Genomic DNA, 12,249 nt, shown 5'->3' with positions numbered 1-12,249 from the left:
GCTTGCGAGACGGCGCAGCTGTCTGGAGTTGTTTAACAAGTCACGAACGATCTTGAGTTGCCCGGCTTTCAGTGCCCATGGTCGCTCGAGATGATGTCGCCGAACAGCTCCCATTTCTTGCCCTTGAAGCGCATCATCTGGAGTTGCTCGATCGGGGCGAAATTGTCGGGTGCGGTGTTGATCTTGATCCCCGGCAGCAGCGTGTCGGGCTCGAAATCCTTCAAGCTCGCCGCCTGCTTCATGACGTTCTCGCGGGTGAGGTCGTCGCCGCACATCTGAAGCACCTTCACCATGGTCTGCGACGCGGCATAGCCGAACACCACGCCGGCATCGAGCTTGTTGGCCTTGGGGTCGTACTGCGCGATGAAGTTATAGAACTTCTTCATGCCGTCATCGGCGTTCCATTGCGGGTCGGAGCCGTCCTTGGTGTAGGTCGCCGACAGCACGCCTTGCGAGATCTCGATGCCCGCCGGCTCGAGCACGCCGCCGACTGAGGCCGAGACGTTGGAGATGATGTGGACCGGATGCCAGTTGATCTCTGCGGCCTTCTTGATCGCTTGGGCTGCAAATTTCGGCGTGGTGATGCTGATGAAAACGTCGGCGCCCGAGGCCTTCAGCTTCACGACGTGCTCGTCGATCGCCGGCTCCGAGGTGTCGTAGCCGTCCTCCATCACGATCATCGACGCCTTCGCGCCGAGGCCGTCCTTCAAGCCCTTCAGATAGTCCTTGCCGAAATCGTCGTTCTGATAGAGCACGCTGATCTTGGCGTCCGGCTTCTCCTTCATGATGTACTTGGCGTAGATGCGCGCCTCGCTGGCGTAGCTCGGCTGCCAGCCCATGGTCCACGGATATTGCTTCGGATCGTTCCACTTCGAGGCGCCGCTCGCCACGAACAATTGCGGCACCTTCTTCTCGTTCATGTATTTGCGGATCGCGCTGTTGGTGGAGGTGCCAAGCGAGCCGAAGATCAGCAGCACCCCGTCGCTCTCGACCAGCTTGCGGGCCTGCTCCACCGTCTTCGGCGGCGAATAGGCGTCGTCATAGGAGATGAACTTGATCTTGCGGCCGTTGATGCCGCCCTCGGCATTGACCTTGTTGAAATAGGCTTCCTCGGCCTTGCCGATCGCGGCATAGGCGGAGGCCGGCCCGCTATAGGGCATGATGTTGCCTATTCTGATCTCGGTATCGGAAGCGCCGCTGTCGTATTTCTTTTGCGCCAGCACAGGGCCAGTCATCGCAATGCACAACGCGAGTGCGACCCACAGGGACGCAACCTGAAGACGAACGGCAGTCATTGTTCTCCTACCCGGGCTCGGATCGGCGCATTGAACAAGATTGGCGCCCGGCGTCAACAAAAAGCCCCCGCGATCGTTCGCGAGGGCTTCTTGTTTCGGACTATTGCGTCAGCTTGTCACTCGGAGGCGACGTCGCCGCTGATGATCTCGCCGAAGAGTTCCCACTTCTCGCCCTTGAAGCGCTGCATTTGGAGCTGCGCGATCGGGGCGAAGTCGGTGGCGCTGGTGTTGATCTTGACGCCGGGCAGCAGGGTGTCCGGTGCAAAATCCTTCAACGAGGCCGCCTGCTTCATCAGGTTGGCGCGGGTGAGATCGTCACCGCACATTTCCAGGACCTTGGCCAACGTCGAGGCCGCGCCGTAGCCGTAGACCATGCCGGTGTCGGTCTTGTCGGCGCCGGGCATGTACTTGTCGACGAACTCGTTCCACTTCTTCATGCCGGGATCGTTGTTCCACTGCGGATCGGTGGAGTCCTTGGCATAGGCCGCCGACAGCACGTCCTGCGAGGCCTCGAAGCCCGCCGGCTTCATCACGCTGCCGACCGAGATCGACACGTTGGTGAGGATCTGCAGCGGCTTCCAGCTGAGCTCGGCGGTCTTCTTGATGGTCTGCGCGGCGAATTTCGGCGTCGCATAGATCAGCAGCACGTCGGGATTGGCGGCCTTGATCTTGACGATGTGGCCGTCGATCGACGGCTCGGACACCTCATAGCTCTCTTCCAGGATGATCATGGACGAGGCCTTGGCGCCGAGGCCGTCCTTGGTGCCCTTGAGGTAGTCTTTGCCGAAATCGTCGTTCTGATAGAGGATCGCGACCTTGGCGTTCGGCTTCTCCTTCATCAGCCACTTCGCGTAGATCTGCGCTTCGCTCTGGTAGGAGGGCTGCCAGCCGATGGTCCAGGGGAAGTTCTTCGGGTCGTTCCACTTGGTGGCGCCGGTGGCGACGAACAGCTGCGGGATCTTCTTGGCGTTGAGGTATTTCTGGATCGCGGTGTTCGAGGGCGTGCCCAGCGGGTTGAACACGGCCAGCACCTCGTCGCTCTCGACCAGCTTGCGGACCTGCTCGACCGCCTTCGGCGGCGAATAGGCGTCGTCATAGGTGACGAAATTGACCTTGCGGCCGTTGATGCCGCCCTTGTCGTTGATCATCTTGAAATAGGCTTCTTCGGTCTTGCCGATGATGCCGTAGGCCGACGCCGGCCCGCTGTACGGCATGATGTTGCCGACCTTGATCTCGGTATCGGAAGCGCCGGTGTCGTATTTCTTTTGCGCGAGTGCCGCGCCCGAAGTGAGAGCAAAGGCTGCCGTTGCCGTGACCAGCGCGGCGGCTCGCAGTGTTCTTTCAAAAAGCAATTCGGGTCTCCTTGGTTTAACGAACGAGTCTTCAGTTCTTCCTGAGCTTGCCAGCGAGCTGCTGGCCCAGGATCGCGACCTGCCTTGCGCCGTGTGGCACGAGGTAGATGACGAGGAACAACAGCACGCCGAACACCGCGCCGGAGAGGCCCTTGGAGATGCCCTCCGCGATGTTCGGCACGAAGATGATGAAGGCGGCGCCGACGATCGAGCCGGGCAGCCAGCCGACGCCGCCGACCACCATGCCGAGGAACAGCGAGATCGCGAGCGTGATGGTGTAGCTGTCGGGCGCGACGAACTGCACCGCGATGGCGCCGAGCGAGCCGGCGATGCCGGTGATGGCGGCGGAGACGCCGAACGCCAGCGTCTTGTAGAGCGCGACGTTGATGCCCATGGCGGAGGCCGCGATCTCGTTGTCGCGGATCGCCATGAAGGCGCGGCCCGAGCGCGAGCGCAACAGGTTCACCGAGAAGATGTAGATCGCCAGCACGACCACGAGCGTGAAATAGTACAGCCACATGTCCTGCGACATCGACAGGCCGAACGGCGCGTCGGGCTTGGTGACGACGAGGCCCTGCACGCCGCCGGTCCAGTGCTCGAGGAAGTTCAGCTTGAGCAGCTGCGGCATCGCGGTCGCGAGCGCGAAGGTCGCCAGCGCCAGATAGACGCCGCTTAGCCGCAGCGCCGGCTGGCCGAACAGGAAGCCGAAGCCGAAGCAGACCACGCCGGCAATCGGCAGCGTCAGCGCATAGTTGACGTTGAAATGCTCCATCAGCACCGCGGTCGTGTAGGCGCCGACCGCGTAGAACGCGCTCTGGCCGAGCGAGAACTGGCCGCTTCCGCCGGTCAGGATGTTGAGCGCCAGCACCGCGAGCCCATAGATCAGAAGCATCGTCATCTGGAAGATGATGAAGTTCTTGACGAAGACGGGAGCGATGATCAGCGCGGCCAGCACCACCAGCGAGGTGCCGGTGCCCAGCGTCATGGCCCGCTTCGGAACGGCCTCGACCGCCTCGTGGCCTTCGACGACTTCTTCTGCTGCGCTCATGATCAAACTCGCTTGACGATGTGCCGGCCGAACAGACCAGCGGGTTTGACGACCAGGACGGAGATGATCAGCGCGAGCGCGATCGGGAGTTTCAGCTCGTTGCCGACGCCGGGAATGTAGGTGCCGGCGAGGTTCTCGAAGATGCCGACCAGGAAGCCGCCGACCACGGCGCCGAACGGGCTGGTGAGACCGCCGAGCACCGCGGCGGCAAAGCCGTAGATCAGCACGCCGCCCATCATGTTGGGCTCGAGGAACACGACGGGGGCGATCAGCATGCCGGCGATCGAGCCGATCGCGGTCGCCATGCCCCAGCCGAGCGCGATCATCCAGCTCGTGTTGATGCCGACGAGGCGGGCCGATTCAGGTACCGAGGCGGCCGCACGCATCGCAAGGCCAATCCTTGTATACTGGAAGAAGAAGTAGAGGCCGAGCAGCAGCAGCACGGTGACGCCGATCATGCCGGCCTGGTGGGTCGAGATCAGCTGGCTGCCCAGGAACGGCGAGGAGCCGAACGGGGTCGGATACTGCTTGATGGTGAAGTCCCAGAGCAGGCCGGCCGAGGAGTTGATGATCGCATACAGCGCGATGAAGCCGGCGACGTTGGTCAGCACTGGCGCTTTCGCAAGCGGCTTGAACAGGATGCGCTCGATCGCGATGCCGGCGACGAAAGAAAATACCAGCGTGATCAGGAAGGCGGCCCAGTAGGACACGCCCCACTGCATCAGCTGCCAGGAGATGAAGGTCGAGAACATCGCCATCTCGCCTTGCGCGAAGTTGAGATGATCGATGGCCTGGTAGATCATGACCACGGCCAGCGCCATGCAGGCGTAGATCGCGCCGGTGGCAATGCCGGCCAGCACTTGGTTGGTGAAAAGCTCCATCGTGCCGGCTCCTCAGTAACCCAGATAGGATTTGCGGATTTCTTCGTTGTTCGCGATGTCCTTGGCGTTGCCCGACATCACGATGCGTCCGGTCTCGATCACATAGGCCTGGTCGGCGAGCTCGAGCGCGAGCTGGGCGTTCTGCTCGACCACCAGGATCGACACCTTGTCCTCGCGGTTAATCTTGCCGAGGATGCCGAACAGGTCGCGCACCACGAGCGGCGCAAGGCCGAAGGACGGCTCGTCCAGCAGCATCAGGCGCGGCCGCAGCATCAGCGCGCGGGCGACCGCGAGCATCTGCTGCTCGCCGCCAGAGAGCGTGCCGGCCTGCTGGGTGTGGCGCTGCTTCAGCACCGGGAAATGCGCATACATGCGCTCGATGTCGGAGACGATGCCGGCGCTGTCCTTGCGGGTGATGGCCCCGAGCTGCAGGTTCTCCTCCACCGTCATGGTGGTGAAGGTGCCGCGGCCCTGCGGCACGTGGGCGATGCCGAACCGCACGATGCTCTCGGTGGAGCGGTTGTTCAGCGGCTTGCCGTCGAACTCGATGCCACCGGTGGAGCGCACCATGTTGCAGATCGCGCGCAGCGTGGTGGTCTTGCCGGCGCCGTTGGCCCCGAGCAGCGTCGTCAGCGAGCCCTCGTTGAGCGAGAAGGACAGGCCATGGAGCGCCTGGACCTGGCCGTAATAGGCGCGCAGGTCCTTGACGTTGAGCAGTGTCGTCATTGGTCCTTGCTCCCGAGATAGGCCTTGATGACGTCGGGGTCCGCCTGCACCTGGCTAGGGGTGCCTTCGGCGAGCTTCTTGCCGAAATTGAGCGCGACGACGTGATCGGCGATCGACATCACGAGGCCCATGTGGTGCTCGACCAGCAGCACGGTCATGTGGCGTTCGTCGCGGATGCGGCGAATGAGGTCGCCGAGCACATAGACTTCCTCGTGGTTGAGGCCGCCGGCAGGCTCGTCGAGCAGCAGGATCTTCGGGTCGGCCGCCAGCGCGCGCGCCAGCTCGACACGCTTCTGCGTGCCGAAAGGCAGGCCGGAGACGGTGGTGTGGGCGACGTCCTCGAGGTCGAGATAAGCGAGGATCTCGTGCACCTTCTTGTTGACGTCGCTCTCGCTGCGCCGGACCCAGGCGAGCCGAAGGGAGTCGCTGATGATGTCGCTGGAGGTCTTCGAATGGGCGCCGACGCGGACGTTGTCCATCACCGAGAGGTTCGGAAACAGCGCCACGTTCTGGAAGGTGCGGCCGATGCCGATCTCGGCGATGCGGTGCGGCGGCCGGGACAGGATGCTCGCGCCTTCCATCATAATGTCGCCGGACGACGGCTGATAGAGCCGCGAGAGACAGTTGAAGAGCGTGGTCTTGCCGGCGCCGTTGGGGCCGATCAAGCCGAGGATCTGGCCCTTGTGCATGTCGAACGACACGCCGTTGAGCGCAACGATGCCGCCGAACACGACGCTGACGTCGCGAACCGCGAGCAGGGGCGATGTTCCCTGCGCGAGCTGTGCCTGCGTCATCTCGTCTCGCCCACCGAGTTCAGTGGGCGATGGGGCGATGCGAACCGCTCCCGGTGACGACAAAGGCTATCTGATCCCCTCGGCCACACGCGCAACTTTTCCTCCTGATTTCAGCTTTTTGCTGATTTCTTTTTTGGATTGCGGCATCAGTCCCCCGAGTGCCGCTTCGATGTTCCTTACCATCGCCAGCAGACGCGGTCCAATGTCGTTGATCAAACGCTCTTCCGTGAAGCGGAATGCGGGCGCGCCGCAATTGAATGCGTAAGGTCCGGTTCCGTCGTTGAGCCTGAGCGCGACGCCGGCGGCTCCGATGTCGTCGTGCCAGTCGCCGACCGAAATCGCGAAGCCGTGTTTCGCGACGGTCTCGCCGGAGCGTTCCAAGCCGTCGCGCATCTTGGGCCAGCGGCTGCCGTAATGTTCGCGCAGCATGCGGGACAATTCGGCGCGATCCTCGTCGTCGAGCGCCCAGAAATAGGCGCGGCCCATCGCGCTGGTTGCAATCGGCACGCGGGAGCCGACGTCAAGTTGAACGCCGACCGTCTCGGTGCCGCGGCTCTGCCCGAAATAGATCATGCTGTGACGGTCGCGGCCGCCGACGGCCACGGCGCCGCCGGTCGCGCGCATCACTTCCTCGCGAAACGGCTCGGACAAATGCCGAACGCCGAGATTGGCGAGCGCGGCGTAGCCGAGCGACATCGCGGCGGGCGCGAGCTGGTACTTCTCGAAACGGGGAACCGGCGTCAGATAGCCGAGCTTCGTCAACGTGTAGGTCAGGCGCGAAACCGTCGGTTTCGGCAGGTTGGTGCGGGCCGCAATCTCCTGATTGCCGAGCAGACCGTCATTGGGTTGGAATGCGCGCAATACGTCCAGTCCGCGGGAAAGCGCGACGACGAAATTCCGATCGGTCGCAGTCTTCTTTCCTGTACGCTTCATCCCTGATCTGCTTCTTGCGCGGAGTCGTTGACAAGCCACGTGCTTCAAAATAACCCTGCCGTCAAGATGCGGAATTAAATTCCGCACCGCGAAATCGAACAAAAGTAAATCCCCGCCAAGGAGGGACACCGTGAGCGAAGTGGTCAAGCTTGAGCGTCATGATGAAGTCGGCATCGTCACGGTCGACAGCCCTCCGGTCAATGCGCTGAGTGCCGCAGTTCGCGGCGGCATCCTGGAATGCATCAAGGCCGCCGTCGCCGATCCCGCCATCAAGGGCATCGTGCTGACCTGCGCCGGCCGCACCTTCATTGCCGGTGCCGACATCACCGAATTCGGCAAGCCGCCGAAGCCGCCGGCGCTCAACGATGTGCTGGCCGAGATCGAGAATTCGCCGAAGCCCGTCGTTGCCGCGATCCACGGCACCGCGCTCGGCGGCGGCCTCGAGGTCGCGCTCGCCTGTCATTTCCGCGTTGCGGTGAAAGAAGCCAGGCTCGGCCTGCCCGAGGTGAAGCTCGGCCTCTTGCCGGGTGCCGGCGGAACCCAGCGCCTGCCGCGCGCGGTCGGGCCCGAGCTCGCAGTCAAGATGATCGTCGGCGGCGATCCCATCGGTGCCGCTGAAGCGCTGAAGAACGGCCTGATCGAGGAGATCATCGAGGGGCCGGCCTCCGGCGGCGAAGCCTTTGTGCGCAAGTTGCTTGCGGAGAAGCGTCCGCTGCGCCGCCTGCGCGATGACGATTCCAAGATCGCGGCCGCCAAGGCCGACCGCTCGATCTTCACCAACGCGGTCGCCGCCATGACCAAGAAGTCGCGCGGCCTGGAAGCGCCGTTCGCGGCGGCCGACGCCGTCGGCTACGCCATCGACCTGCCGTTCGACGAAGGTCTGAAGAAGGAGCGCGAGGGTTTCCTCAAGCTCGTCGCCAGCGACCAGTCCAAGGCGCAGCGTTACGCCTTCTTCGCCGAGCGCGAGGCCAACAAGATCGCGGGCGTGCCCGAGGGCACCAAGTCGCGGCCCGTTAACCGTGTTGCCATTCTCGGCGCCGGCACCATGGGCGGCGGCATCGCGATGTCGTTTGCGAACGCTGGTGTTCCCGTCACCCTGATCGAGACCGGCGAGGAGCAGCTCAAGCGCGGCCTGGGCATCATGCAGAAGAACTGGGAAGCGACCGCCGCGCGCGGCGGCATCCCGGCCGACGCGCCCGGCAAGCGCATGGCGCTGATCAACGGCGTCGTCGGTATCGAGAATGTCGGCGATGCCGACCTCGTCATCGAGGCCGTGTTCGAGACCATGGCGGTGAAGAAGGAGGTGTTCGGCAAGCTCGACCAGTTCGCAAAGCCGGGCGCCGTGCTCGCATCCAACACCTCGTATCTGAACATCGACGAGATCGCGAAGTCGACCAAGCGTCCGCAGGACGTTTTGGGCATGCACTTCTTCTCGCCGGCCAACGTCATGAAGCTGTGCGAGATCGTGCGCGCCGACAAGACCGCGCCAGATGCGCTGGTGACGGCTGTCACCATCGCGCGCAAGATCGCGAAGGTGCCGGCCGTGGTCGGCGTCTGCGACGGCTTTGTCGGCAACCGCATGCTGGCCCAGCGCGGCAAGCAGTCGGAGAAGCTCTTGTTCGAGGGCGCGCTGCCGCAGCAGGTCGACGCCGTCGTGACCAAGTTCGGCATGCCGATGGGGCCGTTCGCGATGGGCGACCTCGCCGGCCTCGACATCGGCTGGCGCTCCCGCAAGGATCGCGGCATCAAGTCGGAGATCGCGGACGCGCTGTGCGAAGCCGGCCGCTTCGGCCAGAAGACCGGCAAGGGCTACTACAAGTACGAAGCCGGCTCTCGCGCGCCGCTGCCCGATCCCGATGTCGAGAAGCTGATCGACGAGACGCTGCTGCGTCTCGGCCGCAAGAAGCGCGTCGTCAGCGACGAGGAAATCCTCGAGCGCATGATGTACCCGATGATCAACGAGGGCGCGAAGATCCTCGAAGAGGGCATCGCGGCGCGTCCCTCCGACATCGACGTGGTCTGGCTCTACGGCTATGGCTGGCCGATCTATCGCGGCGGCCCGATGTTCTGGGCCGACAGCGTCGGCCTCAAGCACATCGCCGATCGCCTGTCGTTCTACGCCAGGGAGACCAACGATCCGAGCCTCGAGCCCGCCCCGCTGCTGAAGAAGCTCGCTGCGGAGGGGAAGACGTTCGCGTCGCTGGCCGCGGCGTCGAAGGCGGCTTGATGGTTGGCGTCATTCCGGGATGGTCCGAAGGACCAGACCCGGAATCTCGAGATTCCGGGTTCGGCTCTTCGAGCCGCCCCGGAATGACGGTCTGTGTGGCTTAAGGAATCCATGACCCATCCCGGCGAACAGTTTTATCCCGAGGGCGTGCACTGGGACGACACCATCGCCCAGGGCTCGCTGCCTGACCTGCTGTCGAAAGCCGCCGCCGATTACGGCCCGCGCACCGCGCTCGAATTCCGCGATCGCCCCATCACCTATACCGGGCTCGCAGCTCAGGCCGAGCGCGCCGCGGCGGCGTTTCTGCGGGCTGGCATCGGCAAGAACAGCTCCGTCGCGCTGTTCCTCGGCAACACGCCCGATCATCCTGTCAATTTCTTCGGCGCACTGAAGGCTGGCGCCCGCGTTGCGCATCTGTCGCCGCTCGACGGCGAGATCGCGCTGACGCACAAGGTCTCCGACTCCGGCTCGCGCGTGCTCGTGACCTCCAACCTCGCCGCGCTGCTGCCGACCGCGCTGAAGTTTCTGGAGAAGGGCCTGATCGATCGCCTCGTCGTCTGCGAGGACGACGATTGGGGCAAGGTCGGCACGCCGCAGGCGGCGATCCCTGGGGATCCCCGCATCGTCACCTTCAAGACCTTCGTCGATGGCGCCACCGCCCCCGCAGAGTGGCCGTCCGTCACGGCCGACGACGTCGCGCTGCTGCAATATACCGGCGGCACCACCGGCCTGCCCAAGGGCGCGATGCTGACGCATGGCAATCTCACCTCGGCGGTCTCGATCTACGACGTCTGGGGCAAGCCGTCGCGTGCCGCGCGCGGCGATGTGATCGAGCGCGTGATCTGCGTGCTGCCGCTATTCCACATCTACGCGCTCACCGTCGTGCTACTATCCGCGCTCAGCCGCGGCAATCTGATCTCGATCCACCAGCGCTTCGACGTCGAAGCCGTGATGCGCGATATCGAGGTCAAGCGCGCGACGTACTTCCCGGGCGTGCCGACGATGTGGATCGCGATCGCCGCGCTCCCGGATCTTTCCAAGCGCGACTTCTCCTCGCTCGCCACCATCGGCTCCGGCGGTGCGCCGCTGCCGGTCGAGATCGCGAATTTCTTCGAGCGCAAGGTCGGCAAGAAGCTGCGCAGCGGCTGGGGCATGACCGAGACCTGCTCGCCCGGCACCGGCCATCCGCCTGTCGGTCCCGAGAAGCCCGGCTCGATCGGCCTGATGCTGCCCGGCATCGAGCTCGACGTCGTTTCGCTGGACGACCCGACACGTGTGCTGCCGCCCGGCGAAGTCGGCGAGATCCGCATCAAGGGGCCGAACGTCACCAAGGGCTACTGGAACAGGCCGGAGGGATCCACTGACGCCTTCGTCGATGGCCGCTTCCTCACCGGTGACATCGGCTATGTCGACTCCGACGGCTATTTCTTCCTGGTCGACCGCAAGAAGGACATGATCATCTCCGGCGGCTTCAACGTCTATCCGCAGATGATCGAGCAGGCGATCTACACCATTCCGGGCGTGCACGAGGTGATCGTGCTCGGCATTCCCGACCAGTACCGGGGCGAGGCTGCAAAGGCCTTCATCAAGCTCAAGCCCGACGCAAAACCGTTCACGCTCGACGAGCTGCGCGCGCAGCTCGCCGGCAAGGTCGGCAAGCACGAACTGCCGGCCGCGGTCGAGTTCGTCGACGATCTGCCGCGCACGCCGGTCGGAAAATTGTCGCGCCACGAATTGCGCCAGCAACAGAAACCATCACAATCCACCCCACTTGCATCAGGAGGTCGTTCTTGACCGACGCCGTCATCGTTTCCACCGCCCGCACCCCGATCGGCAAGGCCTATCGCGGCATGCTCAACGCCACCGAGGGCGCAACCCTGCTCGGTCACGCCATCGGCGAAGCCGTCGCCCGCGCGAAAGTCGACCCGAAGGAGGTCGAGGACGTCGTGATGGGCGCAGCCCTCCAGCAGGGCGCGACCGGCGGCAACATCGCGCGCAAGGCGCTGCTCCGTGCAGGTCTCCCTGTGACTGTCGCCGGCACCACCATCGACCGGCAATGCGCCTCGGGCCTGCAGGCCATCGCGCTCGCCGCGCGCTCGGTGATCTTCGACGGCGTCGAGATCGCGGTCGGCGGCGGCGGCGAGTCGATCTCGCTCGTGCAGAACGACAAGATGAACGGCTTCCACGCCCAGGACCCGGCGCTGCTCAAGATCAAGGGCGAGGTCTACATGCCCATGATCGACACGGCGGAAGTGGTCGCCAAGCGCTACGGCATCTCGCGTGAGAAGCAGGACGAATATTCGCTGGAGAGCCAGCGCCGCACCGCGGCCGCGCAGCAGGGCGGCAAGTTCAGGGACGAGCTCGCCCCGATCAAGACGCAGATGGCGGTCACCGACAAGGCGACCGGCGCCGTGTCGATGAAGGAAGTGACGCTGTCGCAGGACGAAGGCCCGCGTCCCGAGACCACGATCGAGGGCCTTGCCGGCCTCAAGCCGGTGCGCGGCGAGGGTTTCTCGATCACCGCCGGCAATGCCAGCCAGCTCTCCGACGGCGCCAGCGCCTCGGTGATCATGAGCGACAAGGAAGCGGCGAAGCGCGGCCTTGCGCCGCTCGGCATCTTCCGCGGCTTCGTCTCCGCCGGCTGCGAGCCGGACGAGATGGGCATCGGCCCGGTCTTCGCGGTGCCGCGCCTTCTGAAGCGCCATGGCCTCACCGTCGACGACATCGGCCTCTGGGAGCTCAACGAAGCCTTCGCGGTGCAGGTGCTGTATTGCCGCGACAAGCTCGGCATCGACCCCGAGAAGATCAACGTCAATGGCGGCGCGATCTCGGTCGGCCATCCCTACGGCATGTCGGGCGCGCGCCTCACCGGCCACGCCCTGATCGAAGGCCGCCGCCGCAAGGCCAAGTACGCGGTCGTCACCATGTGCGTCGGCGGCGGCATGGGCGCGGCGGGACTGTTCGAGGTGTTGCAGTAACGGGCCCCGTCGTTC

Annotated in this window: 10 protein-coding genes; 3 read left to right on the top strand and 7 right to left on the bottom strand. The window is 64.4% G+C overall.

Going from position 1 to position 12,249, the window contains the following annotated elements; genetic code table 11:
* Positions 1–68: 68 nt before the first annotated feature.
* The 7 genes from FOM02_RS22080 to FOM02_RS22050 all read right to left on the bottom strand — a co-directional run bounded on the left by FOM02_RS22080 (position 69) and on the right by FOM02_RS22050 (position 7,029).
* The gene (locus FOM02_RS22080) at positions 69–1,295 is read right to left on the bottom strand and encodes an ABC transporter substrate-binding protein (RefSeq protein WP_027561245.1); all 1,227 of its coding nucleotides are present in this window, start codon (positions 1,293–1,295) and stop codon (positions 69–71) included.
* A 116-nt stretch (positions 1,296–1,411) separates the two neighbouring features.
* Positions 1,412–2,647: an ABC transporter substrate-binding protein gene (locus FOM02_RS22075; protein ID WP_027561244.1), complete on the bottom strand. Its 1,236-nt coding sequence runs from the start codon at positions 2,645–2,647 to the stop codon at positions 1,412–1,414.
* A gap of 31 nt (positions 2,648–2,678) precedes the next feature.
* Positions 2,679–3,695: a branched-chain amino acid ABC transporter permease gene (locus tag FOM02_RS22070; RefSeq protein WP_027561243.1), complete on the bottom strand. Its 1,017-nt coding sequence runs from the start codon at positions 3,693–3,695 to the stop codon at positions 2,679–2,681.
* Positions 3,696–3,697: 2 nt separating this feature from the next.
* Positions 3,698–4,576 (bottom strand): branched-chain amino acid ABC transporter permease, encoded by an 879-nt coding sequence (locus FOM02_RS22065; protein ID WP_027561242.1) that lies wholly within the window; start codon positions 4,574–4,576, stop codon positions 3,698–3,700.
* 12 nt (positions 4,577–4,588) lie between these two features.
* Positions 4,589–5,302, bottom strand: coding sequence for an ABC transporter ATP-binding protein (locus FOM02_RS22060; protein WP_008135694.1), 714 nt, complete (start codon positions 5,300–5,302; stop codon positions 4,589–4,591).
* A complete protein-coding gene (locus FOM02_RS22055; protein WP_027561241.1) occupies positions 5,299–6,096 on the bottom strand; it encodes an ABC transporter ATP-binding protein in 798 nt (265 codons plus the stop codon). Before FOM02_RS22055 ends, FOM02_RS22060 begins: the two co-directional genes overlap by 4 nt.
* Positions 6,097–6,162: 66 nt before the next feature.
* Complete coding sequence (locus tag FOM02_RS22050) at positions 6,163–7,029, bottom strand: IclR family transcriptional regulator (RefSeq protein WP_027561240.1); 867 nt, start codon at positions 7,027–7,029, stop codon at positions 6,163–6,165.
* 130 nt (positions 7,030–7,159) lie between these two features.
* Between FOM02_RS22050 and FOM02_RS22045 the strand changes: the two genes are divergently transcribed.
* The 3 genes from FOM02_RS22045 to FOM02_RS22035 all read left to right on the top strand — a co-directional run bounded on the left by FOM02_RS22045 (position 7,160) and on the right by FOM02_RS22035 (position 12,234).
* Complete coding sequence (locus FOM02_RS22045) at positions 7,160–9,256, top strand: 3-hydroxyacyl-CoA dehydrogenase NAD-binding domain-containing protein (RefSeq protein WP_027561239.1); 2,097 nt, start codon at positions 7,160–7,162, stop codon at positions 9,254–9,256.
* A 111-nt stretch (positions 9,257–9,367) separates the two neighbouring features.
* Positions 9,368–11,050 carry a dicarboxylate--CoA ligase PimA gene (pimA, locus tag FOM02_RS22040; protein WP_027561238.1) on the top strand — a complete coding sequence of 561 codons (1,683 nt, stop codon included), beginning with the start codon at positions 9,368–9,370 and terminating at the stop codon, positions 11,048–11,050.
* Positions 11,047–12,234: an acetyl-CoA C-acyltransferase gene (locus FOM02_RS22035; RefSeq protein ID WP_027561237.1), complete on the top strand. Its 1,188-nt coding sequence runs from the start codon at positions 11,047–11,049 to the stop codon at positions 12,232–12,234. The genes pimA and FOM02_RS22035 overlap by 4 nt, the downstream gene beginning before the upstream one ends.
* Positions 12,235–12,249: the final 15 nt, after the last annotated feature.

Origin of the sequence: Bradyrhizobium sp. SEMIA (assembly GCF_014844175.1) — a bacterium.
Classification (GTDB): Bacteria; Pseudomonadota; Alphaproteobacteria; order Rhizobiales; family Xanthobacteraceae; genus Bradyrhizobium; species Bradyrhizobium arachidis.
Note: the sequence above shows the minus strand (reverse complement) of the source record. Positions and strands in the feature narration are given on the sequence as shown.

Bases quoted from the DNA above. Each gene is read 5' to 3' on its own strand.
- FOM02_RS22080 (WP_027561245.1), bottom strand. From the start codon at position 1,295: ATGACTGCCGTTCGTCTTCAGGTTGCGTCCCTGTGGGTCGCACTCGCG.
- FOM02_RS22060 (WP_008135694.1), bottom strand. From the start codon at position 5,302: ATGACGACACTGCTCAACGTCAAGGACCTGCGCGCCTATTACGGCCAG.
- pimA (WP_027561238.1), top strand. From the start codon at position 9,368: ATGACCCATCCCGGCGAACAGTTTTATCCCGAGGGCGTGCACTGGGAC.
- FOM02_RS22050 (WP_027561240.1), bottom strand. From the start codon at position 7,029: ATGAAGCGTACAGGAAAGAAGACTGCGACCGATCGGAATTTCGTCGTC.
- FOM02_RS22065 (WP_027561242.1), bottom strand. From the start codon at position 4,576: ATGGAGCTTTTCACCAACCAAGTGCTGGCCGGCATTGCCACCGGCGCG.
- FOM02_RS22055 (WP_027561241.1), bottom strand. From the start codon at position 6,096: ATGACGCAGGCACAGCTCGCGCAGGGAACATCGCCCCTGCTCGCGGTT.
- FOM02_RS22070 (WP_027561243.1), bottom strand. From the start codon at position 3,695: ATGAGCGCAGCAGAAGAAGTCGTCGAAGGCCACGAGGCGGTCGAGGCC.